This window comes from Actinopolymorpha rutila, assembly GCF_013407855.1.
Lineage (GTDB): Bacteria > Actinomycetota > Actinomycetes > Propionibacteriales > Actinopolymorphaceae > Actinopolymorpha > Actinopolymorpha rutila.
In genome coordinates this window covers 3,001,787-3,025,912 of sequence record NZ_JACBZH010000001.1, presented here as the reverse complement: position 1 = coordinate 3,025,912, position 24,126 = coordinate 3,001,787, and the positions used below count along the sequence as shown (strand labels likewise).

18 protein-coding genes are annotated in these 24,126 nt (G+C 71.5%); 6 read left to right on the top strand and 12 right to left on the bottom strand.

The features are described 5' to 3' along the window. Positions 1 to 82: 82 nt before the first annotated feature. Positions 83 to 1,729 carry an HNH endonuclease signature motif containing protein gene (locus tag F4554_RS13465; RefSeq protein ID WP_179787700.1) on the bottom strand — a complete coding sequence of 549 codons (1,647 nt, stop codon included), beginning with the start codon at positions 1,727 to 1,729 and terminating at the stop codon, positions 83 to 85. Between the two features lie 203 nt (positions 1,730 to 1,932). Here F4554_RS13465 and F4554_RS13460 point away from each other — a divergent pair, with 203 nt between their 5' ends. Both F4554_RS13460 and F4554_RS13455 read left to right on the top strand, forming a co-directional pair. Then, a complete protein-coding gene (locus F4554_RS13460; RefSeq protein WP_179787699.1) occupies positions 1,933 to 3,408 on the top strand; it encodes an MFS transporter in 1,476 nt (491 codons plus the stop codon). A gap of 238 nt (positions 3,409 to 3,646) precedes the next feature. After that, positions 3,647 to 7,012 (top strand): galactose-binding domain-containing protein, encoded by a 3,366-nt coding sequence (locus F4554_RS13455; protein WP_179787698.1) that lies wholly within the window; start codon positions 3,647 to 3,649, stop codon positions 7,010 to 7,012. A gap of 84 nt (positions 7,013 to 7,096) precedes the next feature. On the opposite strand, the gene F4554_RS13450 is transcribed toward F4554_RS13455, so the two are convergent. Next, on the bottom strand, positions 7,097 to 7,834 hold the full coding sequence (locus F4554_RS13450; protein ID WP_179787697.1) for a Clp protease N-terminal domain-containing protein: 738 nt from the start codon (positions 7,832 to 7,834) through the stop codon (positions 7,097 to 7,099). Between the two features lie 179 nt (positions 7,835 to 8,013). On the opposite strand from F4554_RS13450, the gene F4554_RS13445 reads away from it, so the two are divergent. The 3 genes from F4554_RS13445 (at position 8,014) to F4554_RS13435 (ending at position 10,837) form a co-directional block, all read left to right on the top strand. Continuing rightward, on the top strand, positions 8,014 to 8,805 hold the full coding sequence (locus tag F4554_RS13445) for a glycerophosphodiester phosphodiesterase (protein WP_179787696.1): 792 nt from the start codon (positions 8,014 to 8,016) through the stop codon (positions 8,803 to 8,805). A gap of 8 nt (positions 8,806 to 8,813) precedes the next feature. Further along, positions 8,814 to 10,199: an MFS transporter gene (locus tag F4554_RS13440; protein WP_179787695.1), complete on the top strand. Its 1,386-nt coding sequence runs from the start codon at positions 8,814 to 8,816 to the stop codon at positions 10,197 to 10,199. Between the two features lie 227 nt (positions 10,200 to 10,426). Then, positions 10,427 to 10,837 (top strand): RNA polymerase-binding protein RbpA, encoded by a 411-nt coding sequence (locus tag F4554_RS13435; RefSeq protein WP_179787694.1) that lies wholly within the window; start codon positions 10,427 to 10,429, stop codon positions 10,835 to 10,837. A 167-nt stretch (positions 10,838 to 11,004) separates the two neighbouring features. On the opposite strand, the gene F4554_RS13430 is transcribed toward F4554_RS13435, so the two are convergent. From F4554_RS13430 to kdd, 8 genes are all read right to left on the bottom strand, one after another. Continuing rightward, entirely contained in the window at positions 11,005 to 11,556 is a 552-nt protein-coding gene (locus tag F4554_RS13430; RefSeq protein ID WP_179787693.1) for an FxsA family protein, read from the bottom strand. 4 nt (positions 11,557 to 11,560) lie between these two features. After that, entirely contained in the window at positions 11,561 to 12,355 is a 795-nt protein-coding gene (locus F4554_RS13425; RefSeq protein ID WP_179787692.1) for a glycosyltransferase, read from the bottom strand. Beyond that, entirely contained in the window at positions 12,352 to 13,962 is a 1,611-nt protein-coding gene (gene lnt, locus F4554_RS13420) for an apolipoprotein N-acyltransferase (RefSeq protein ID WP_179787691.1), read from the bottom strand. The genes F4554_RS13425 and lnt overlap by 4 nt, the downstream gene beginning before the upstream one ends. 668 nt (positions 13,963 to 14,630) lie before the next feature. Further along, the gene (gene kal / locus F4554_RS13415; RefSeq protein WP_179787690.1) at positions 14,631 to 15,044 is read right to left on the bottom strand and encodes a 3-aminobutyryl-CoA ammonia lyase; all 414 of its coding nucleotides are present in this window, start codon (positions 15,042 to 15,044) and stop codon (positions 14,631 to 14,633) included. Beyond that, positions 15,041 to 15,895 carry a lysine 5,6-aminomutase subunit beta gene (kamE, locus tag F4554_RS13410; RefSeq protein ID WP_179787689.1) on the bottom strand — a complete coding sequence of 285 codons (855 nt, stop codon included), beginning with the start codon at positions 15,893 to 15,895 and terminating at the stop codon, positions 15,041 to 15,043. Before kamE ends, kal begins: the two co-directional genes overlap by 4 nt. Continuing rightward, positions 15,892 to 17,469 carry a lysine 5,6-aminomutase subunit alpha gene (gene kamD / locus F4554_RS13405; protein ID WP_179787688.1) on the bottom strand — a complete coding sequence of 526 codons (1,578 nt, stop codon included), beginning with the start codon at positions 17,467 to 17,469 and terminating at the stop codon, positions 15,892 to 15,894. The genes kamE and kamD overlap by 4 nt, the downstream gene beginning before the upstream one ends. Continuing rightward, on the bottom strand, positions 17,466 to 19,142 hold the full coding sequence (locus F4554_RS13400; RefSeq protein WP_179787687.1) for an amidohydrolase: 1,677 nt from the start codon (positions 19,140 to 19,142) through the stop codon (positions 17,466 to 17,468). Before F4554_RS13400 ends, kamD begins: the two co-directional genes overlap by 4 nt. Beyond that, positions 19,139 to 20,257, bottom strand: a complete 1,119-nt coding sequence (gene kdd / locus F4554_RS13395) for an L-erythro-3,5-diaminohexanoate dehydrogenase (protein WP_337796020.1) — start codon at positions 20,255 to 20,257, stop codon at positions 19,139 to 19,141. Before kdd ends, F4554_RS13400 begins: the two co-directional genes overlap by 4 nt. A 122-nt stretch (positions 20,258 to 20,379) precedes the next feature. Here kdd and F4554_RS13390 point away from each other — a divergent pair, with 122 nt between their 5' ends. Continuing rightward, positions 20,380 to 21,810, top strand: a complete 1,431-nt coding sequence (locus F4554_RS13390; RefSeq protein WP_420360723.1) for a KamA family radical SAM protein — start codon at positions 20,380 to 20,382, stop codon at positions 21,808 to 21,810. A 100-nt stretch (positions 21,811 to 21,910) separates the two neighbouring features. Here the strand turns inward: F4554_RS13390 and F4554_RS13385 are convergent, their stop codons facing one another. Together F4554_RS13385 and F4554_RS13380 are read right to left on the bottom strand one after the other, a co-directional pair. Beyond that, complete coding sequence (locus tag F4554_RS13385) at positions 21,911 to 23,263, bottom strand: 6-phospho-beta-glucosidase (RefSeq protein WP_179787686.1); 1,353 nt, start codon at positions 23,261 to 23,263, stop codon at positions 21,911 to 21,913. After that, the gene (locus F4554_RS13380; RefSeq protein WP_179787685.1) at positions 23,260 to 24,036 is read right to left on the bottom strand and encodes a DeoR family transcriptional regulator; all 777 of its coding nucleotides are present in this window, start codon (positions 24,034 to 24,036) and stop codon (positions 23,260 to 23,262) included. Before F4554_RS13380 ends, F4554_RS13385 begins: the two co-directional genes overlap by 4 nt. Positions 24,037 to 24,126 lie beyond the last annotated feature (90 nt).

Here is a 24,126-nt window from a genome sequence, read left to right as displayed (position 1 = left end):
ACTTCGAGCGTGCGTTCGCGGGTTGAGAACCTCCTTTGTGCCAGCCGTGAGATTGCTGTGAGAGCTCCGCCGCGGCCCGGTCTCACGGGCGGAGTACCCGCCGCTGCGGGTCCGACCATTCCGGGGGTACGTACTCGGGGTGGCCGTGGGTGCCCATGCGGACGTGCCAGCCTTTGTGGTGGACGGCGAGGTGGTGGTAGCGGCACAACAGCACCCCGTTCGCCAGGTCCGTCGGACCGCCGTGGTCCCAGGCGGTCATGTGATGGGTGACGCAGCGTGGTTCGGGGATGGTGCAGCCGGGGAAGTGGCAGTGGCTCCCGTCGCGGATGGCGAGGGCACGGCGTTGGTGTTCTTGGAAGAACCGGTCGGAACGGCCCAGGTCGAGCACCTGCCCATCCCCACCGAGGACCACGGGGATCAGGTCGGCCTCGCACGCCAACCGGCGCACGGTGGCGGCGGAGATCGGCTGTCCGTCGCTGCCGAGGTATCGGGCTGATCCGCCGCCTCCACACGTCGGGCACCCATCGTGGGGATCGATGGCACCCTCCGGCCCGACGGCATCCTCCGGCCCCGCCGCGCCAGTCCCGGGCTCCTGCTCCGCTTCGGTGTTCGGTTGTGGTGGCTGCCCGGGTGCTCGCGGTGGTGGTGTCCCGTCCGCCAGGGAGCCGGTACCAGGTGATCGCCGTTTCTCCTTACCTGCTTGACGTTCCTCCTGACCTCCTGCCTCCTCCGGCTTTGGCTCCCCGACGTTAGTTTTCTTGGTGGTGGCGTATTTGGGGTCTGTGCAGGGGCAGGTGCACGGCCTGGGCCGGATCACGGTTGCGGTGTCGTCGATCGTTCCCGCGCCCGTGCCTTTCAGCATCGCTTCCAGTGGGATGGTGACCGCGACCTGGGGCGGTCTGCCGCCGCGGACGGGTGCGGTCGCCGCAGCCGCGAGCAGGCCGAGGGCTTCGGCGAACGCGTCACCGCGGCGCTGGTCGATGGGCCGCCGGTCCGGCTCGGTCCCCTTGACCGGCTCCGCAAGTGGTTCGATGATTTTGCGGAGCAGTTCCATCTCCCACGCCGGCAGGGTGATGTGCACCGACTCCGACTGGGGGATGCCGTTCGGCACGTACCGAAGTGACCGCTTCTGCTCGGCCTTGCGGTCCTTGCGTTCCAGCTCCTCCCGCATGAGCCGGTCGTACTCTTCCGGGGCGATCCGCTCCAGCAATGACTCGCCCAGCACCCGTAGCTCGTCGGGGTTGGCGAACCGGGCTTTGGCGATCAGGAACTCCTCGGCCCGGTGACGTTCGTCCAGGCCCACGTACTCGGGGAGCTTCTTGACGGCGTCGGCGATGACCTGCGCCTGCCGCACCGACACCACACCGGCCGCCAGCGCCTCCCCGGTCAACCGCACCTCCTTGGCCAAGTCACGGGCCAGGCCGACCGCGGCGGAGGACTCGTGCTGACTCATCCGCTGAGCCGTCCGCAGGTAGACCGTCGCGTTCGGTGCACCGGTCAACTTGCCGATGTCACAGGCCTCGGCCTGGCGCACCAACGCCAACTCCAGCGCTTCGAGGCGGGCCTTCCTCGCCCGCACCTGCGCGATCAGCGACCCGACCTCCTCCGCGCCCAGGAAGCCCCTCGGCGTCACCCACGCGTCGTCGAGAGAAGCGTCGAGTTGGTCGAGCGCAGCCTGGACCCGACCGGCGGCACCACCGGTCGGGACATCCCAGCTGCTCGAAGACATGATCGAATGCTATCGGCCACCACCGACAAGAAGCCTTTGCCCACAGGGTGGAATCCCGTTCACGCCCAGTGAAAATGCCGTCTTGCCCATCCCGCCCAAGCGGCCATCCCGCATCACACCCGAGACAGATAGTCTGTAACAGAACTATCTGCTACGGTCTCTTCAGTCCGCACATCAGCCTCGTACGACAAAAGGGACCACGCATGTCCGTGACCGCAGCTTCGCCATCACACCCGTCCTCCCCGCCGCCTCCGCCGACAGAGCCCACGGCTCCCGACACATCCCGCCGCCGACTCGCCCTCGTCGTTCTCGCCGCCGGGATGCTGATGAACGTCCTCGACGGCAGCATCGTGACCGTGTCGATGCCGGCGATCCAGAACGACCTGGGCTTCTCCCCTGCCGGCCTGAGCTGGGTCGTCAACGCGTACCTCATCGCGTTCGGCAGCCTGTTGCCGCTGGCCGGCCGGCTCGGCGACCTGCTCGGCCGCAAACGGGTGTTCGTCGCGGGCCTCGCCGCGTTCACGACAGCCTCCGTCGTGGCCGGTGTGGCACAGACGCCGGCGGTGCTCGTCGCCGCCCGCTTCGCCCAGGGCGTGGGCGGCGCCCTGACAGCCGCGGTGAGCCTGGGAATCCTGGTCACGTTGTTCGTCCGGCCGCGCGAGCGCGCCTCGGCCATCGCGGTGTTCAGCTTCACCGGCGCCGCGGGGGCCTCGATCGGACAGGTTCTCGGCGGCGTCCTCACCGACTTTCTCAGCTGGCACTGGATCTTCTGGATCAACCTGCCGATCGGCCTCGCGACCCTGGCGCTGGCGGTGAGGGTGCTTCCCGGCGAGCGCGGTCTCGGCCTGCGGGCCGGAGCCGACGTCGCGGGTGCGCTGCTGGTCACCGCCGGACTCACGGTGGGCATCTACGCCGTCGTCACCATCGAACGCCACGGTGCCGGCTCGCCGACCACGCTGGCGCTCGGCGCACTCTCGGTCGCGCTGCTCGCCGCGTTCGTACGCCGGCAGGCCGGCGCCGTCACCCCGCTCATGCCTCTACGCATCCTCGACTCACGCGCCGTCAGCGGAGCCAACCTCGTTCAGGTCCTGATGGTCGCCGCGTGCTTCGCGTTCCAGATCCTGGTCGCGCAGTACCTCCAGCGCGTCGTCGGGTACGGCGCCGCGGCGACCGGCCTGGCGATGCTGCCCGCGGCCGTCGCGATCGGTGCGGTCTCGCTCGGGGTCTCGGCGCGGCTCAACGCCCGCTTCGGTGAGCGCGCGGTTCTGCTCACCGGCCTGGCCCTGTTGTTCGGGGTGCTCGCGCTGCTGACCCGCGTACCCGTGCATCCGCACTACCTCACCGACCTGCTGCCGGTGATGCTGCTCGCCGCGGGCTTCGGCCTCGCCCTGCCGGCCCTCACCTCGCTGGGCATGTCCGGCGCGAGCGACGACGACGCCGGGCTGGCCTCGGGGTTGTTCAACACCACCCAGCAGATCGGCATGGCACTCGGGGTGGCCGTCCTGTCCACTCTGGCCGCCGCCCGCACCGCCGACCTGCGCGACGCCGGCGCGCACGAGTCCGTGGCACTCACCGGCGGCTACCACCTCGCCTTCGCGGTCGGTGCCGGACTCCTGGCGGCCGCGTTCCTCGTGGCGTTCGCGGTCCTGCGTACACCCACACGCGGAGCCCACAACTGAGTTTGGGAAACGTTTTCCCAAATTCAGGCTGCAGCACCAAGGGAAACAGGTTTCTCATCCGAATACGCAGCCAACAACGGTTAATTCGGCAACCGCACCTTGACGTCGCGGCGAGCGGCGGACTAGAACGTGCCGGAATCGCTTGTCGATCTTGATTCACCGGTCGCTCTTTCCCGCCGCTCGCCCATGCCTTCGAGGGAGTCCGACAGTGCCCGCATCCCGCCATGTGGTCGTAGCAGTGGGGGCAGCCCTCCTGCTCGCCACCGCGAACGCGTTGCCCGCCTCGGCCGCGGCACCGCTGGTCGAACCCGAACCCGGCATGGTGATCACGCACGACACCACGTTCAAACCCGGCGTGTACGACTTCACCTCGGGCAAGGGCATCGTCATCGGCGCCGACGACGTACACGTGAACGCCACCGGCGTGACGTTGCGCGGACCCGGCCAGAAGGGCAAGCCGGACAGCTTCACCGGCACCGGCGTCTCCGCGACGGGCGTGTCCGGGGCGACCCTGACCGGCCTGTCGGTGTCGGGGTTCGAGACCGCCCTGCACGTACGCTCCGGGCGGGACTGGACGATCCGGGGAAACACGTTCTCCGGCAACTACACCGATCCCGAGTACGGCTGGGGCGACGGCAAGCTCGCCGGCGCGGTCCTGCTGGAGCACGTGAGCAACTCCCGGATCGAGGACAACACCGCGCACGAGAACTGGAACGGCCTGGCTCTGCACTACGCCGACGACAATCTCGTACGCCACAACGACTTCTCGCACTGCTCCAACGTGTGCCTGAAGATGTGGTCGGCCTCCCGCAACCGGATCGAGGACAACAACTTCAGCTGGGGAATCCGGATCGCCCCCGGCGAGACGCACGCGCGTGACTCCACGAGTGCCCTGATCGAGACCGGTTCGAACGACAACCGCGTTCTGGGCAACGACTTCACCTACGGCGGCGACGGCGTCTTCCTGCGCCCGCTCAACGGCGTCGTCTCCACCGGCAACTACTTCGAGGGCAACGACGCTTCCTGGGCGCACAACAACGCGTGGGAGTCGTGGTCTCCGGGCAACACCTACGTACGCAACAAGGGAAACCACGCGAGCTACGGCTTCTGGCTCGGCAGCTCCGACGACACGGTCCTTGTCGGCAACGAGGCGGCCTACAACGGCCGGGACAACAAGAACGCGCCCGAGCCGTTCGGCAACGCCGGCATCGCCGTGGTCAACGGTTCCTCCAGCCACTTCGTGCTGGACGGCAACCACGTCCACGACAACACCTCCGCCGGGGTGGCGATCGGCTACCTCCCGGACTACCCCGCCTACCACTGGGTGATCCAGCGCAACCGCATCGAGAACAACACGACGTACGGCATCTACATGCGCGACGCCCGCTGGCTGACCCTTGGCGCGAACACCATCACCGGCAACGGTTCCGGCGCGATCAAGCAGGACGCGCACGTGTCCGGCGTCTTCACCCTCGACGGCGCGGCCAGCGCCAACGCGCCCGTTGCCAAGGCCGCGATGACGCCGACCGTCGTGCACGCCGGCGACGAGGTGACCTTCCACGCGTCCGGCTCCACCGACGCCGACGGCGGAAAGCTCTCCTACCGTTGGGAGTTCGGCGACGGTGACGTCGCCACCGACGCCACGGTCACCCACCGCTTCCTCGACCCGGGCTTCCACCGGGTCGGGCTGACCGTCGACGACGGCGGGCTGGCCGGCCTGGACCATCGCGACGTCTACGTGCTGGCACCCGGAGGCGAGCAGGGCACCGACGTGTCCGACCGCGGGGCCTGGTCCGCACGCGTCACCTCCGACGACGCCGGTGACCCCGGCGCCACCGCTGCCGTCGCCCCCGATCCCACGCGCGCACTGCTCGGCCGGTCCTCGATCCGGCTGTCCGGCACCGCGCACGACGTCACCTGGCGCTACCAGCCGCGCCGTGCGATCGACACCGGAAAGGCGGACCGGCTGGAGTTCTGGATGGCGTCGGAGCAGGAGGTACGCGACGGCTTCGACGGCAACCAGCCGACCATCCGGCTGGTGGAGGACGACGGCAACTACGTCGAGTACACCCCGGCGAAGAACTACCTCAGCCCGTGGTCGCTGGACTACGCCGAGGCGCGCGGCGGCTGGCAGCGGGTCGTCGTACCGCTGGCCGGGGACAAGGCGTGGACCCGCAAGGTGACCGGCCACCCCGACCTCGGCGCCGTACACGCGGTGGAGGTACGCACGTCGGCGACCGGCGGTCCGTACCGCGTGTGGCTGGACGCGCTCGCCTTCACCACCGCACCGGTCACCCCGGACGTCGCGCCCGACCTGGCCCTCAACCCGGCCGCGCAGGGTGAGCCGTCGCCGCTGGCGTCCACCGGCGACGACGCGTCCCGGTGGGCTCCGCTGGACGGCCGGACCGACGGCGCCGCCTGGTCCACCGCGGGTTCGCCGAACGCCACCGACTTCTACGGCGTGGACTTCGAGGTGGAGCGTACGGTCGACGCCCTGCGGCTGGACCTGAGCTCCGGCGACGGATTCGCCGCGCCGACGAAGGCGACCGTGGAGTACTGGACCGGCCAGGACTGGCAGCCGGTCGACAACGCCCGCCCGTCCCCCGCCACTCCGGCGACCGGGCACGACGAGATCGCGTTCGACCCGGTGAGCACGCAGCGGCTTCGCGTCGTGATCGGCAACCCCGGTGGCGGCAAGGCTGTCGGCCTGGCCGAGTTCGCCCCGGTGTCGACCGGCAACCTCGCCGGCAACGCGCTCGGTGCGAAGGCGCCGTTCGGTACACCGGTGCCGTCCGCCTCGACCGGGACCGGTGACGCGTGGTCGCTGGTCGACGGGTCGGTGCGCGCCGACAGTGCCTGGCGTTCGGCCGCCGGCACCTCCCCCTGGGTCGCGGTCGACCTGATGCGGGCCCGCCCGGTCAACACCGTCACGCTGTACGCGGGATCCGCCGACACCGCGCCGGCCGGCATCCGCGTGCAGGCCTGGACCGGCAGCGACTGGCTGGACGTCTCCAACACCACGGTCAGCCCGGCACCGCCGGCGGCCGGTCGCACCACGGTGCGGTTCGACACGGTGAAGACGCGCAAGCTCAGGTTGACGCTGAAAGCCCCGGCCGGGGGGAGCGTCGAGGTGCGCGAGGTGGAGGTACGCAACGCCAACCTGCTCTCCGACGCCTCCGCACTCGGCCTGACGGTCACCCCGACCGCGTCGTACACCTATCCCGGCGACACCGTGCTCGGCCCGCTGGACGGCTCCTACGCCGACTCACCGCGCTGGACGTCGTGGAACTCCAAGAACGCCCAGGACTGGTACGCCGTCCGCTTCGACCGGGCGGTCACGGCGAGCCGGATCACGCTGCACTTCTACAACGACAACGGTGGTGTCAAACCGCCGAAGGACTACACGATCGAGTACTGGAACGGCTCCGGCTGGACCCCGGTGCACGAGACGGGCCGCTCCCCCGCGCAGCCGGCGGCCGGGTTCAACGCGGTCGATTTCACTCCCGTCCGCGCTGCCGGGTTCCGGCTGGTCGGCACCAACCAGAACCCGGTCAACTACGGGGTCTACATCGGCCTGACCGAACTCGAGCTGTGGGCGCCGTAGCCCGGACCCACCAACGCCGAAGCGGTCCGCGACCGTGGGTTGCCGGTACTCCCCGGCCACCCACGGTCGCGTCGTACGGTCAGGTCAGTTGGCGGGATCACTCGGCGGGTTGGTGAAGTCGGCGAGGATCTCCACGACCTTGTCGTGTGCGGTCTGCTTGTCCGGTCCGAGCTCCGCGAGCACCTGGGCCGAGATCGAGCCGGCGTCGTGGTAGAGCCCGAGGAGCAGGTGCTCGGTGCCGATGTAGTTGTGGCCGAGTTCCAGGGCCTCGGTGACCGCAGCGCCGAGGGCGGCGTTCGCCCTGGGCGTGCGCGGCAGCTCCTGCCCCGCCGGAGGGGCGGCCCTCTCCGTCGCCCCGGGCGTGGCGATCGCCGCGAGCCGGGCCACGACGGCGGCGCGGACGGCCTTCGGTCCGGTGCCGGCCTCGGTGAGGATCCGGGCGGCGATGCTCTCCGGCTCGGCGTACAGGCCGAGCAGCAGGTGCTCGGTGCCGACGTAGCCGTGCCCCAGCGCCCGTGCCGCGTCGCCGGCGGCGGAAAGACAGGCGCGGGCCCGGGTGGTGAAGCGTTCGAAGCCCTCGACCGACGGCCCGGCGAACCGCTTGTGCACGGCCTGCTTGGTGACGCCGAGCATGTTGCTGATCTCGGTCCACGACCGGCCGCTGCGGCGGGCCCGGTCGACGTAGTGCCCGAGCAGGGCGTCGCCGGTCTCACTGAGGTCGTTGACCATCGCGCGGGCGGTGGCCAGTTGGTCGAGTTCGTCGTCCCCGGCGTCGCGGCGGACGGTCTCGATGAGGTCCTGGAGGCTGGGTGCGGGTGTCATGCCGTCAACCCTAGGTTGACCCGATGCCAGCGTCAACCCTGGGTTGATGGCAGAAAGTGACGATCGCGCCCCGGCTCGCAGCCCTCGGAGGGCCTACCGGCCACCCGCGACGGCCTCGTGATCGGCTCGTGATCGTCGATGCCGTACCGGACCGGCCGGCACCGCATACCCTTTCCGGCGTGCCAGCCACGCCGCCGCGTTCCTACCCGTACCTCCACTCGGAGTTGCCCCTCGCCTTCGCCCACCGCGGCGGAGCGAAGTACGCCCCCAACCAGGGGATCGAGAACTCCATGCGCGCGTTCGCCAACGCGGTCGAGCTGGGTTACCGCTACCTCGAGACCGACGTGCACGCCACCAGCGACGGCGTACTGGTCGCGTTCCACGACGACCTCCTCGACCGGGTGACCGACCGAACCGGCCGGATCGACGAGCTGCCCTACGCGGAGGTCGCCAGGGCCCGGATCGGCGGGCGGGAGCCGATCCCCCAACTGGAGGAGATCCTGGGCACCTGGCCGTCAGCACGGGTGAACATCGACGTCAAGCACGCCAACGCCGTCCGCCCGCTGGCGGAGGTGGTCGCCCGGACCGCCGCGCACGACCGGGTGTGCGTCTCGTCGTTCTCCGGTGCCCGGCTGGCCGCCGCCCGCCGCCTGCTCGGCCCGCGGGTGGCCACCGGCCTGGCCCCGCTCGGGGTCGGCCTGCTGAAACTCCCGCTGCCGGCCTTCCTCGGCTCCCTCCTGGTCGGCCCGGCGCCCTGCGTCCAGGTCCCGGTCGGATACCGCGGCCTGCGCGTGGTGACCGAGGGGTTCGTCGACCGCGCACACGCGCTCGGCAAGCAGGTGCACGTGTGGACGATCGACGACGCCGACGAGATGACAGCCCTGCTCGACCTCGGTGTCGACGGGCTGATCACCGACCGCATCGACACTCTTCGCGAAGTGCTCCTCGCCCGGGGCCTTTGGGCGTCATGATCGGTCGTATGGCGACGACGACTGCGGCGACACCGGTCCCGGACGCGGGTGCCCGGCGACGTGAGCAGCGCGCGTGGTACTTCTACGACTGGGCCAACTCCGCGTACGTCACCACGGTCCTCACCGTGCTGTTCAGCCCGTACCTCGCCTCGATCGCCGAGACCGCGGCCTGCGGTGCGCCCGGCACGCCGGAGAACCCCTGCACGGCCAACCTGCGTGTCCTCGGCATCCCGGTGTCCCCCGGGTCGCTGCCGCTGTACGTCATCACCGCGACCACCCTGCTGTCGGCGCTGGTGCTTCCGATGGTGGGCGCCGCCGCCGACCGGTCCCGGCATCGCAAGCAGCTGCTGGCAGGGTTCGCCTGGGCCGGCGCGGCCGCCGCGACCGCGATGGTGTTCGTCACCGGGACCAACTGGCAGCTCGGCGTGGGCCTGCTCTTCGTGGGAAACCTCTGCCTGGCCTCCTCCATCGTGGTGTACGACGCCCTGCTGTGCGACATCTCCACCCCCGACGAACGCGACCGCGTCTCGTCCCGCGGCTGGGCGCTCGGCTACCTCGGCGGGGGCCTGCTGCTGCTGGTCAATCTGGTCATCGTCGAGGGCCACACCGTGCTGGGCATCTCGACCTCGACCGCGGTGCGGATCAGCCTGCTGTCGGCGGGGCTGTGGTGGGGGGCGTTCACGCTCATCCCGTACTTCGGACTGCACAACCGGCCGCCGGTCGCGGTCGTGCCGGAGCGGGGGACGTTCGTACGCCAGAGCGTCGGGCAGCTGTTCACCACCCTGCGCGAGGCCCGCGCCTACCCGATGACGCTGCTGTTCCTGCTCGCGTACCTGTTCTTCAACGACGGCGTGCAGACGGTGATCTACGCGTCCTCGGTCTACGCCTCCAGCCAGCTCGGGCTCGGGGAGAGCGTCCTGATCGCGACGATCCTGCTGGTGCAGTTCGTGGCGTTCGGCGGCGCGCTGCTGTTCGGCCGGATCGCCGCGCGGGTCGGCAGCCGCCGCACCATCCTCGCCGCCCTGTGGGTGTGGGTGGCCGTGGTCGTCGCGGCGTACTTCCTGCCCGTCCGTCAGGTCGCCCCGCTGCTGATCCTCGGTGTGCTCATCGGCATCGTACTGGGCGGGACCCAGGCGTTGTCGCGTTCGCTCTACAGCCAGTTCGTCCCGCGCGGCCGGGAGGCGGAGTACTTCAGCCTGTACCAGGCCTGCGAACGCGGGACGAGCTGGCTCGGCACCCTGGTCTTCGGCGTCGTCCACCAGGTCACCCACTCCTACCGGCCGGCGATCATCGCCCTCGCGGTGTTCTTCGTGGTCGGGTTCGTGCTGCTGGCGAAGGTCGATCCGCAGCGGGCGGTCCGGGACGCCGGCAACGAGTCACCCGCGGTGATCTGAGGCCGGCGGAGTATTCTGGCCGGTCACCGGGAGGTCTCTCCGGTCACCATGGGCACCAGCCGGTCACCGGCCGAACACCGAACGGGCACGAACCGGTCACGACGGGTTGACCCGAAAGGGACGAACCGGTACGAAGATTCACTCCTACCCGTGCGGGGAATCCTGGGTGGGGGCCCAGACGTTAGGCCCATCGAGGTCCATACACGATGGAGGGGGATGGAGAGCTTATGTCGGAGCGAGCACTACGAGGCTCGAGGCTCGGGGCGGCGAGCTACGAGGACGACCGGGAGATCGCTCCCGCGCCGCGCCAGCTGGTCAGTTACGACTGCCCGCATTCCCACCACTTCGACCTGCCTTTCGCCGCTGACGCCGAGGTGCCGGCGGTGTGGGAGTGCCCGCGATGCGGCGCCGAGGCCGTCCGCGTCGACGGTGACCGTCCGGAGTCCAAGCAGGTGAAGCCCCCGCGCACCCACTGGGACATGCTGCTCGAACGCCGCAGCATCGACGAGTTGGAGCAGCTCCTTTCCGAGCGCCTGGAGCTGCTGCGGTCCGGCCAGATCGGCCCGGAGCACCTGCACCGCGAGGCATCGGCGGGTGGCAAGACCCCGAAGCCGCCGCGCCAGCGCAAGGGCGCCTGAGACCGGTCCGGGCGGGCTGCTGCGCAACGACGCGTGAGCCCCGCGCCCGGCCGGTACCGGCCATCACCTGCATCACCCGTACGTACGTCGAACCGTGCCGCACCCCCGGCGGCACGGTTCGACGCTGTCCGGGGGCAGGTGGGCCGTTCGGCCGGCCCGGGCAGGGCCTAGTGCGGCCGATCCCGGGCGTCGCCGTGACCGGTGTCGCCGGACACGACCTCACCCTCGATGACCGGCGGGCGCCCACGGCCGGCCTCACCGGAAGCGCCCGGCCCGCCTGACGTACCGGATCCGCCCGGCCCGCCTCGGAGGTACCGGCTCACCTGCCAGCTCTGGCCGGAAACGACGCCGACCCGGCGGCTGACGCCTCGCCCGACGCCCCACCGTAGGGCGCGCCGGGACACCGGCCGCAGGAACGGCGCCAGCAGAAGGAAGCCCACCACGTCGGTGACCAGCCCGGGCAGCACCATCAGCACTCCGCCGGTGAGAACCAGCCCGGCGTCCAGCACCTCACGGTCGGGGACCCGGCGGTCCTCGACCGCCGCCCGCAGGGCCGCCCAGGTGCGCAGGCCCTCCCGCTTCACGAGGTAGGCGCCCAGGCCACTGCCGGCGAGCAGCAGCGCGAGGGTCCACCAGCCGATGAGCTGCCAGACCTGTACCGCGACGTAGATCTCCAGGGCGGGTACGGCGATCAGGGCGAGCACGATGAGCACCACCATGAGCTCACCTCCGCCTCTGGGACAACACGCGGGCCCCGTCGGCCCGGCCGCGTACCTGCTGGAGCCGGTGCCGGATACCCCACACGGCGACCCGGCGGAAGGACTCCATCATGATCGCGAGGTCCATCTTGCTGTCACCGAACTCGCGTTCGCGGAACACGATCGGCACCTCGGTCACCCGGAAGCCCGCCTGCAGCGCCCGCCACGCGAGGTCGATCTGGAAGCAGTAGCCGAGCGAGGCCACGTCGTCCAGGCCAACGCCCTCCAACGTAGCGCGGCGGAACGCCCGGAACCCGGCCGTCGCGTCCCGCAACGGGACCCCCAGGGCGAGCTGCGCATAGCGGTTGGCGCCGCGGGACAGCAACTCGCGCGACTGTGACCAGTTCTCCACCCGGCCGCCGGGCACCCAGCGCGAGCCGATCACCAGGTCCGCGTCGGCCAGGCCGGCCAGCAGCTTGGCGAGTTCCTCCGGTTGGTGGGAGCCGTCGGCGTCCATCTCGCACAGGACGTCGTAGCCGCGGGCGAGGCCCCACGCGAAGCTTTCCTTGTAGGCGGTGCCGAGCCCCTCCTTCGCCGCGCGGTGCAGGACGTGCACCTGCGGGTCCTCCGCGGCCAGCCGGTCCGCGATCTGCCCGGTGCCGTCCGGTGAGGCGTCGTCGGTGACGAGGATGTCCGCGGCCGGGACCGCACGGCGCACCCTGCCGACGGTGCGCTCGAGGTTCCTGGCCTCGTTGTAGGTGGGCAGCACCACCAGGATCGAACCGAGCCCGGCGACGTGCTGCTCGCTGGTTCCGGTCACCGCGTTCCCCCGCCCGTCGACCCGGCGAACTCCTCGTCGTCCGCCTCCACCCCGCGCCGTCTGCGGTCGACCGCCACGGCCAGCCCCGCGAGCCCGGCCAGGGCGAGCACCCACTCCGGCACCGGTCCGAGACGGGCCGCGAGCGTCGCCTGGGTGCGCAGCGGAACGCGTTCGACGAACACCTGCCGGGTGGCCTCCTTCGACTGCGCCACCACCCGGCCGTCGGGGGCGATGTAGCCGCTGATGCCGTTGGGTGAGGCCACCAGGACAGCCTTGCCGTACTCGACCGCGCGCAGTCGCGTGATGGCGAACTGCTGCTGCGGCTGGCCGGTCCCGGTGTAGGTGGCGTTGTTGGTCTGCACGGTGAGGAACTGCGACGCCGCGCCGTTGGCCACCTGCCGGACGATCCCGTCGTAGGCGATCTCGAAACAGATCACCAGGCCCGCGTGGTAGCCGGCGATCCTGATCTTGCCGGGTTCCTTGCCGGCGTAGGTGTCCCGTCCGACCAGTTTCAGCCGGTCGATGTAGGGCAGCAGCTCACGCCGGAACGGGATGTACTCCCCGAACGGCACCGGGTGCTGCTTGGCGTAGATCTGGCCCGGCCCGGTGGTGGGGTCCCAGACGACTCCGGTCGTACGCCGGTAGTTGGGCCCGGGCCCGTCCAGGATGGCGCCGACCAGGATCGGGACCCCCGCGTCCCGCACGGCCCGGTCGACGATCGCGCGGGTGGGCTGGTCGTGGAACGGGTCGATGTCGGTGGAGTTCTCCGGCCAGAGAACGAACGCGGGCTTGGCGACCTTGCCGGCGCGTACCTCCCGCATCAGGTCTTCGGTGGCGGCGAGGTGGTTGCGGGTCACGGTGCGGGCCCGGCCCAGCGCCTCGATTCCGCGGGCAGGCACGTTGCCCTGGACGATCGCGACGGTGGCCGTGCCGTTGCCGTCGGTGGGCAGCGGGACCAGCGCGCCGCAGAACGCCAGTGCCGCGGCCACGGCCACGGCGCCCAGCCGGACGACGATCGGCCGGCCACTGGCGACCACTGCCCACAGCAGGAGGTTGCCGGCGAGCACCACCACGAACGTGACGAACGGGACCCCGCCGACGCTGGCCAGCGCCGCCAGCGGCGTGTCGGCCAGGCCGTAGGCGAGCCGGCCCCAGGGGAATCCGCCGAGCGGGAACGAGGAACGGGCGAACTCGATGCCGACCCACAGCGTCGCCGCCCACAGCGGCCACCAGCGCAGCCGGGTGACGAGGGCGAGCGCGGCGCCGAGGACGGCGACGAACAACGCTTCCACCAGGCTGAGGACGAGCCACCCGTCGGCGCCGATCACTCGGACCCACTGCAGCAGCAGGACGAAGAAGCCCAGGCCGAAGCCGAGTCCCAGCAGCGCGCCGGTGCGCATGCGGGTTCCCTTGCAGACCAGCGTGAGGGTGGCCACCGCGAACGGAACGGTCCACGACCAGCCGAACGGCGGGAACGCCGCCGCCAGCGCCACTCCGGACGCCACCGCGAGCAGGAACCGCAGCCAGCGGGTCGCACGACCATCCGGCTCGGCCGTGGTGGTCGTGTCCGGCTGGGAGCGGGACGCTATGCCGTCCTCGAGCCTCAACGCACCGCCCTTCCGCGAGGTGGGTGACCGGCGCGCCTGGCGGGGCACTGGTCGCGAACGCCGAAGACGCACCCGGGGACGCACTGGACGGGTCGCTTCACGCAGATGTCAGGACCGTACAACGCGCACACCGCGGCTGGGGTGCCCGGGCCGGTGACGGACCCGGCATTGCGGACAATCGCGATTGCCCCGAGCCCTGGAAAAGGGCAGAAAAGACGGAACGGCCCGCCCGCCCTTCGGACCGACCCGCGACGCGCAGGCTGCGTGCCGCGTGACCGTTGTCTACTGGGCGGCGGACCGCTCCGTGGCCACCCCACCGCACGGATCGAACTCCGGGTCGACGCGTGACAAGAGAACTGGCGCCGGACTCCTCACCTATCGCGCCGGAGAGCGAACCGAACCGAGCCTGGCCTGCGGTGGACAGGAGACGACCATGGCGATCCGGACAGGCACGTGTCAACCGCCCTCTGACCTGCGAAGACGGACGAAACGCGCAGGTCAGCAGGTATCTGCTGGTCACCCGCGCGAGGCCCAGATTTTTCCTGGCGTACGGCGTGTCGACATGTTGGGCGTGTCGGGACCGCGAGGGTCCTCGCCGAGAGCGGCTAGAGGCTACCGCACTCCCCGATCGACCTGAACCCAACCGTTGAACACTCAGCCGCCGGACTTCAACTGCCGGGAGGGACGACCACCGTCGCCCTGGCGGTCACCACGACGGTCGCCGGCTCGACCACACCGGCGGCGGACTCGCCGCGCTCGGGTTCGCCCCTGGCCACCACCCGTGCGGCGAGGTCGAGGTCCCGGCTGCGGTTGCCCACCCGGACGACCGTGGCGCTCACCTCCAGCACGTCGCCCGCGCGGACCGGCGCCAGGAACCGCACCTCGGCGTACGACGCGAGCAGCCCCTCGTCGCCGTCGGTACGGATGCAGACCTCGGTGGCGACGTCGCCGAACAGGCCGAGCACGTAGCCGCCCGCGACGAGGTGCCCCGCGTAGTGGGCCTCGGCGTACGACACGTACCGGCGATGGGTGACGGTGAGCCCCAGGCGTGGGTCCGTCCCGGCGGCGTTCTGGTCGGTCATGCGGTCCTCTCCGTCGGTTCGATCGTGGTGTCCGCCGTGCCCGCGCCCCGGGTGGGTACCGCGCGGTCGGTGACGAGAGCGTGCACGAGGTAGCTGGCCACCTCGCCGGGCGTGGTGCCCCGCCCGAAGACCCGGTCGACGCCGAGCTCGGCGGCCATCGACTCGGCGAACCTCGGCCCACCCACCACGAGCAGCGGCCGGTCCGCCTCGTCGTAGGCCTCGCGGAAGGCGGCCGACATCTCCTGCGTCCCGTGGATGTGGGCGTCCCGCTGGGTCACCACCTGGGACACCAGGATCGCGTCGGCGCGCTCGGCGAGCGCACGCGCCACCAGATCGGGCACCGCCACCTGGGCACCGAGGTTGACCACCTTGATCTCCCGGTAGTACTCCAGGCCCTTCTCCCCCGCGAATCCCTTGATGTTCAGGATGGCGTCGATACCCACGGTGTGCGCGTCGGTGCCGACGCACGCACCGACCACGACCAGCCGGCGGCGCAGGCCACGGCGGATGGCGAGGTTGGCCTCCTTCGGGCCGAGCAGGGGAAACTCCCGCTCGACCACCTCCACCTGGTCGAGGTCGACGAGGTGGCTCACCCGGCCGTAGACGACGAAGAACGTGAAGTCCGGCCCCATCGCCTTGGCGTGCACCACCATCGCCGGGTCCATCCCCATCCGCCCGGCGAGCTGGAGGGCGGCACCCTCGGCCCGCCGGTCGTGCGGGATCGGCAGGGTGAACGACAGCTGGACCATCCCGTCGCCGGTGGTGTCGCCGTACGGGCGGACGACCGGCCCGCTGGTGACCGAACCGTTCGCGACCGAACCGTTCACCGGACTGCTCACAGAACCGCTCATGTCCGGGCCTCCTCCAGCAGGTCCGTGGCCGGGTTGAGATAGGCGGGCGACTTCCGTGCCACGCCGTCCAGGCCCTTGCCGCCGTCGGCCGGCCGGCGCATCAACCCGAACGTGCCGTCGGCGATCGCGTCCAGCAGGCCGTCGTCGCCGATCCGCTCCAGCAGGTCGACCGCCTCGACGAGCACCTGGCGGGCTCGCTGCGCGATGAAGCCGTCCGGCGCGGGACGGAAGTCCTCGTGCAGGTTGCCGGCGGCGTTCATGACGTAGCGGACGTTGCGCAGCGCGAGGTCGCGGTCGGACAGCCAGGGCGTCACCACGGCCTCGGTCATCATTCCCACCAGCAGGATCTGCTGGCCGGTGAGCACACCCGCGAGGTTGAAGAAGCCGTCCAGCAGGTAGCCGCGGAAGATGTCGCCGTCCATGTGCCGGGTCGGCGGCATCCACTTCAGCGGCGCCTTCGGGAACAGCTCCCGGGCCAGCAGGGCGTGCGCCAGCTCCAGCCGGAACGACTCCGGCCGGTCAGGGTCGATCTCGAACGCGTGCCCGAGGCCGAGCTGCCAGTCGGCGAGGCCGGCCTCCTTGCCGAAGAACTCGTTCAGCAGCTGGGAGACCGTGACGGTGTGCGCGGCGTCCACGGCGTCGGCGGTGGTGAGGTAGTTGTCCTCGCCGGTGTTGATGACGATTCCGGCCCGGGCGTGCACCTGCCGGGAGAACCGCTGGTCGACGAACGTCCGCACCGGGTTGATGTCGCGGAAGAGGATGCCGTACATCGAGTCGTTCAGCATCATGTCCAGGCGTTCCAGCCCGGCCAGGGTGGCGATCTCGGGCATGCACAGACCGGACGCGTAGTTGGTCAGCCGGACGTAGCGGCGCAGCTCCCGGCTCACGTCGTCCAGGGCGGCGCGCATCAGCCGGAAGTTCTCCTGGGTGGCGTACGTCCCGGCGTACCCCTCCCGGGTCGCGCCCTCGGGCACGAAGTCCAGCAGCGACTGGCCGGTCGACCGGATCACCGCGATCACGTCGGCGCCCTCGCGGGCGGCCGCCTGCGCCTGTGGGATGTCCTCGTGGATGTCGCCGGTGGCCACGATGAGGTAGATCCACGGCCGGTGCGGCGGGTCGCCCCACCGGCGGATCAGCCGGTCGCGTTCGCGCCGCCGGGCGTCGATCGCCCGCAGTCCGGCGCCGACCGCGCGACGGGAGGAGCGTTCGGCCCGCCGGGCCTCGGCCCCCTCTGGCACGTGGAAGCGGACCGAACCCGCCGCGGCCTTCTGCGCGAGCGCCGCCAGGTCCTCCGCCGCGCCCCGGGACAGTGCCGCCCAGACCGGTCCGGCGACGCCGTGTTCGAGGCCGACGTCGGCGCGTACGGCGTCCACCAGCCGGTTGACCCACGGCGTGCCGTCGGGGTCGGCACCGCTCAGTCCGGCCAGCCGGAGCACGGCCCGCTCGACCGAGACGGTGGTGTGCGCCCTGGCCAGCTTCACGATCGGCCGGCCGGCGCGGCGGGCCAGCGTGCGCGCCTTCCGGACCGTCACCGGATCGAGGTCGAGGTGACGGCGGAACGCGGTCGTACTCATGCCTGCTCCCTGTCTAAATGCTCCCTGTCTGCGTGCACCCCGGCCGGCTGCCCTCCGGCCGGCTGCTCGGCGTCGAACACGACCTCACCCGCCACGACCGTGCGGACGCAGGTGGGCAGCGGCGTGCCGGGACGCAGGTCCGGCAGGGTGGCGTCGCCCTCCCGGACGGCGCCGTCCCAGATGGCGTACGTCGCCTCGGCTCCGGGCGTCAGCACGCCGCCCTCGTCACCGGCCGCGTGGTGGCCGCCCCGGGTGTGCGCGGCGAACGCGTCGGCGACGCTGATCCGCTCGGCCTCGTTGTGGTGCCACGCCGCCGCCCGGACCCCGCCCCACGGGTCGAGCGGCGTCACCGGCGCGTCCGACCCGAACGCCAGCGTCACCCCCGCCCGCCGCAACGTCGCCCACGGGTTGGCGGCGAGCGCCCGGTCGGTGCCCAGCCGGGCGGCGTACATGCCGTCGGTGCCGCCCCACGCCGCGTCGAACGCCGGCTGGCCGCTGACCACCACGCCCCAGCGGGCCAGCTCGTGCGCCTGCTCGGCGGTGACCAGCTCGACGTGCTCGAGCCGGTGGCGCGCGCTGTTCAGCCGGTCGCCGCCGACTCGCTTCTCGGCCAGCCGGAAGCCCTCCACCACCGCGGTGACGGCCGCGTCGCCGATGCAGTGGAAGCCCGCCTGCAGCCCGGCCTCGGTGCAGGCGACCACGTGCGCGGCCACCTCGTCGGCGTCGAGGTAGCCGTGCCCGGTGTGCCCGGGCTGGTCGGCGTACGGCGAGGACAACGCGGCGGTACGCGAGCCGAAGGCGCCGTCGGCACACAGGTCACCGGCCGCGCCCCGGCAGCCCAGCTCCCGGGCGCGGTCCACCCCGCCGGTGCGCGCGAGCTCACCCCAGTACGGCACCACCCGGACGGACGACCGCTCGGCCGCGATCCGCGCGCAGACGGCCAGGTCGCCGGCGGCGTTGACGTGTGGTGCGGACATCTCGTGCAGGCTGCCCAGCCCCGCGGCGGCCGCGGCGGCCAGGGCGGCCTCGATCGCGGCCGTCCGCTGGGCGTCGGTGACCAGCCCCGCCGCGGCGTCGCGGGCGACGTGGTGCGCCTCGCGCTCGACCCGGCCGGAGCCGTCCCAGCCGGGCTCGGCGGCCATGGCGGGGGCCCGGTCGCACAACGCACCGGACACCAGGCCGGAGTGCACGTCCACCCGGGCGAGGTAGACCGGCCGGCCGGGTGCCGCCCGGTCGAGTTCGGCGGCCGTCGGCAGTCGCGGGTCGGCCCAGGACGTCTCGTCCCAGCCGAAGCCGAGCAGCACCGCGTCGGTACTGGTGCGGGCGCGCCGGGACACCGCGTCCAGTACGTCCGTACGCGACCTGGCAGCGGCCAGGTCCAGCCCGGACAGGCGCAGTCCGGTCTGGGAGACGTGCACGTGCGCGTCGACGAACGCGGGCGTGACCAGCCGTCCGGCGAGCTCGACGATCTCGTCCGCGCCGGCCGCCCAGGTGTCCGCCTCCGCGGCGCTGCCGACGAACCGGACCGTGCCGCCCTCGATCCCGATGGCGGTGGGCGGGCCGGAGCTGACGCCGGAGCCGACTCCGGAACCAGAGCCGGAGCCAGCGGCGAGAATCGGTCCGCCGCGGAGGAGGACTCGGCGCGGGCGGGGGTCGCGAGGCAGGAAGGTCATGCGTCCATCCTGGCCTCGAACAGCGTCCGCACGCCGTCCTCGGCGCGCAGCAGGTCGAGCGCGTACGCGGCGTGCCCGGGCACGTAGCCGTTGCCGACCAGCATCGTCACGTCGGCGGCCAGCCCTTCCGCGCCCAGTGCGGCCGCGCTGAAGGACGTGGCCATGGAGAAGAAGATCACCGTTCCACCGGACGCGGTGGCGAGGACGGCGCCGCCCTCGCAGCCGGGCACGTCCACGCAGACGACCGTCACGTCGGCCGGGCCACCGGCCTTCTCCACCGCCTCCGCCAGCGCCACCGGGTCGCGGGCGTCGGTGATCGTCACCACGTCGGCCAGCCCGGCGCGTTCCAGCGCCCGCGCCTCGCTCTCCACCGGTACGACACCGATGGTGCGGGCCGCCCCGGCCCGCCGGGCGGCGGCCAGGGACAGCGACCCGGACTTGCCGGCGGCACCCACGACGCAGACCGTGGGGCCCGGCCGGCCGTCACCGACGCGGACGGCGGCCCGGTTCGCGTACTCGGCGACCACCCGGGCGGTCAGCGCGGGCGCGCCGCACACGTCCAGGACGGCGAGGGACAGCGGCGCGGGCAGGTCGGCGGGCAGCTTCGCGGCGATGGACCGGCCGAACAGGATCGCGTACCCCGAGCAGGGCACCTGTTCGCCGAGGCCGTCCCAGCCGGCCAGGTCGTCCTCGATCACCAGCGGCGTCAGGGTGAGGGAGACCAGGGTGGCGATCCGGTCCCCCGGCGCCAGCCCGAGCGGCGAGGCCGGCCCGGCCTCCTCCACGGTGCCGACCAGCATCCCGCCGGAGCCGGTGACCGGGTTGTGCATCTTGCCGCGGGCGCGGACGATCTCGGCCACCGCGCGGCGGACGGCGGTGCCGTCGTCGTCATGGGCCGCCCGCAACTGGCGGTAGGAGGCGGCATCGAGGTTGAGCCGCTCCACCCGGACCCGCACCTCGTCCGGCCACAGCTCACGCCGGGTGTCCAGCCGGATGGCGGCCTGGGGCAGCGCGCCCGCGGGCTCGAGCACGCGGTGCAGGCCGATCGGCGAGCCGGCCGGGCGGGCAGTCGACTCTCGAACCGGGACGGACCGGGTGGACCTCTGGTCGGACACCGATCAGGCTCCCATCTTCAGATCCTGCGGGCTAGAGTCGTGCCTGCTACAGATTCTTCTGTACGATGCCGGTCCGACAGTACGACATCCGTAAAATGGCCGCTTGGTCGGAGGTGTTATCGGTGTCGCAGCAAGCCCAGGAGCAGCCGTACGACTACCGCGCTCGCCCACTCCGCGAGCCGGACTGGACCCGGCTGCCCGGCTGGCGCGACGTCAGCCCGGCCGAGTGGGAGTCCGCGCAGTGGCAGCGGGCACACTGCGTGAAGAACGTCAAACAGCTCAGATCGGTCCTCGGCGACCTCGTGGCCGAGGAGTTCTACGCCGACCTCGAACGCGACCAGGCCGAGCGCGCCACGATGTCGATGCTGCTGCCCCCGCAGATGCTGAACACGATGGTGCCCGACGAGGTGCCCGGCACCGATGCGTTCTACGCCGATCCGGTCCGCCGGTACATGCTCCCGGTCTTCTCCGACCGCCGCACCGACTGGCCGTCCCACCCCCGCGCGTCCCGGGACTCCCTGCACGAGCACGAAATGTGGGTGGCCGAGGGGCTGACCCACCGCTACCCGACCAAGGTGCTGGCCGAACTGCTGCCCACCTGCCCGCAGTACTGCGGCCACTGCACCCGGATGGACCTGGTGGGCAACTCCACCCCACAGGTGGACAAGCTGCGGTTCTCGCTGCGCCCGCAAGGTCGCCTTGACGCGATGCTGGAATACCTGCGCACCCACACCGGCGTACGCGACGTGGTGGTCTCCGGCGGCGACGTCGCCAACCTCCCCTGGCCCCGGCTGGAGGCGTTCGTCGCAGCCCTGCTGGAGATCGAGAACATCCGCGACATCCGGCTGGCCACCAAGGCGTTGATGGGGCTGCCGCAGCACTGGCTGCAGGACGAGGTGCGCGCCGGCATGGAACGCCTGGCCACCACCGCCCGCTCGCGCGGGGTGATGCTCGCGATCCACACCCACGTCAACGCCGCGCAGTCGGTGACGCCCCTGGTGGCCCGGGCGGCGAAGGCGATGCTGTCCGCCGGGGTGCGCGACGTGCGCAACCAGGGCGTGCTGATGCGCGGGGTGAACGACGCTCCGGACCGGCTGCTCGACCTGTGTTTCGCCCTGCTCGACGGGGCGACGATCACTCCGTACTACTTCTACATGTGCGACATGATCCCGTTCAGCGAGCACTGGCGGGTCTCGGTGCGTGAGGCGCAGCGGCTCCAGCACGCGATCCTCGGCTACCTGCCGGGCTTCGCGACCCCGCGGATCGTCTGCGACGTGCCGTACGTCGGCAAGCGGTGGGTGCACCAGGTCGCCGACTACGACGAGGTGCGCGGCATCAGCTACTGGAAGAAGAACTACCGCACCGGAATCGAGCGCGCCGGGGACGACGCACTGGACCGGACGTACGAGTACTACGACCCGATCGACGTGCTGCCCGAGCAGGGCCAGGCCTGGTGGCGCGAACAGGGCGACGACCACCTGCGGCTGGCCGCCCAGCGGGCCGAGGAGTCACGCGACGAGGCGCGGCGTCAAGTGCTGCTTGACACCCACTGACGTCGGTGCCGGCAGAGTAACGGCGCCCGGGCGGAACTCCTGCCCGACACCACTTCGTACGAGGGTGTCAGGCAGGAGTTGACGGCGAAGGCGGTACGGCTCAGCGGTGCAGGACCTCGGCCACGCCGGGCAGCGCGTCGACGTAACCGCGCAGCAGGTCACGCGCGACGGTCACCGAGTCCACCAGCGGGTGCAGCGCGAACGCCTTCAGCGCGGCGTCGGCCGAACCGGTCGTCGCGGCCTCGATCACCAACCGGTCCACGGCCTTCACCTGCTGCATCAGGCCGAGCTGGTGCAGGTCGGGCGAGGTGGTGGCCAGCGGGTGGGCGCCGTTGGCGTCGACCAGGGACGGCACCTCCACGGTCGCGTCGGCGGGCAGGCCCGGCAGGGTCGCGCCGTTGCAGACGTTGAGGATGATGGTCGACTTCTCGTTGCGGGCGATGGCCGCCATCACCGCGAGCGCGACGCCCTCGTAGCCCGCCTCCTCCTCGAAGTCCAGCGGCTCCGGCTCCTCGTCCTCGGCGCGCTTGCCCTTCGCCTCGGCCATGTAGAGCGCCTTGCGGTGCGCGATGGTGCGCTTCCACAGGTCCAGCGCGTGGTCGGGGTCGTTGCCGGCAGCGGCGTAGAACTCACCCTGCTGGGCGACCAGGAACTCACCGCGGGTGGACGGCTGGGCGACGATCGAGCGCACCGCGTCCCGGTTGAAGTAGTAGTAGTACAGATACTCGTTCGGGACCACGCCCATCGCCTGGATCCACGACGGGCCGAAGATCTCGCCCTCCTCCAGGCCCGCGATCGCGTGCTCGTCGGCGAGGAAGCGGGGCAGGTGGTCCTCGCCGTCGCTGACCAGGCGGCGGATCCAGCCCAGGTGGTTCAGGCCCACATAGTCGACCTGGACGCGGGAGGAGTCCAGGCCGATCGAGCGCGCGATCCGCCGGCCGAGTCCGCCCGGGGTGTCGCAGATGCCGATGACCCGGTCGCCGAGCACCCGCTGCAGGGCCTCGGTGATCATGCCGGCCGGGTTGGTGAAGTTGATGAAGAACGCCTTCGGCGCAAGGGCGCGCACCCGCTCGGCGATGTGCAGCATCACCGGAATCGTCCGCAGACCGTAGGCGATGCCGCCCGGGCCGGTCGTCTCCTGGCCCAGCACGCCGAGGTCGAGCGCCACCCGCTCGTCGCGGGTGCGGCCCTCCAGGCCGCCGACGCGGATGGCGGAGAAGATGAAGTCGGCGCCCTCGACCGCCTCGTCGAGCACGTCGGTCGCGTGCACCCGCGGCGCGTCGGCGTGCCCGGCCGCGAGTTGCGCCAGCACGGACTTCATCACCTCGAGCCGCTGCGCCGACTGGTCGTACAACGCCACCTCGGTGACCCGGGGCGACCCGGTGTCGTTCAGGAGTGCCTTGTAGACGAGCGGAACGCGGAATCCCCCACCGCCAAGAATTGCGAGTTTCACGATGTGAGCACCTCTCCACCTGCCTGCCGGCAGATCTCCACTGTTTCTTGGTCCGCGTCCTCGTTGGTGACGAGGACGTCGATGTCTGCCAGCCCGCAGATGCGCAAGGACCCCTTGCCGGGGAACTTCGACGGCGGCGCCACCAGGACGACCGACTCCGCCGCGGCGATCATGGCCTGCTTGCCGGCCGCCTCCACCTGCATGTTGTCCAGCACCTGGCCGTCCCGGCGGATGCCCGTGCAGGACAGGAACAGCCGGTCCGCACTCACCTGGGCGAGCGCGGACTCGGTGAGCGTGCCGACCAGGGAGCGGTAGTGCCGGCGGACCACGCCACCGAGCAGCACCAGCTCGACCTTGGGGTCGTCACGCAGTTCGTCGAAGACCGCGATGCTGCTGGTGATGACGGTCACATCCCGCTCCCGCAGGTGGCGCGCCACCCGCAGCGTCGTGGTGCCGATGTCCAGCAGCAGGACGTCGCCGTCGCGGACGAGCTCCGCGACCGCGAGGGCGGCCAGTGAGTCCTTGGCCCGGCCCTCCGCGTCCTCGCTCACCTCGAACGGCGCCTCCACGGTGCCGTCGTCGAGCACCCTGCCGCCGTCCAGGACGGCGCCGCCGTAGACCCTGGTGAGCGCGCCGTCGCGGTCCAGCCGCTGTAGGTCGCGACGGATCGTGGCCGCGCTGACACCCAGCAGGCCGGCGAGCTCGGCAGCCGACGCCGTGCCCCGAACACGTAGGGCGCGGATGATCCGGCGGTCTCTTTCGCGCTGCAGCACGCGGCGATCGTACCGGCAAACCCGCTCAGGGTCATCCACTACTTGTCAAACTCGCTCACCTGAAGCACACTCGCTGCACAGAAGTGAGCG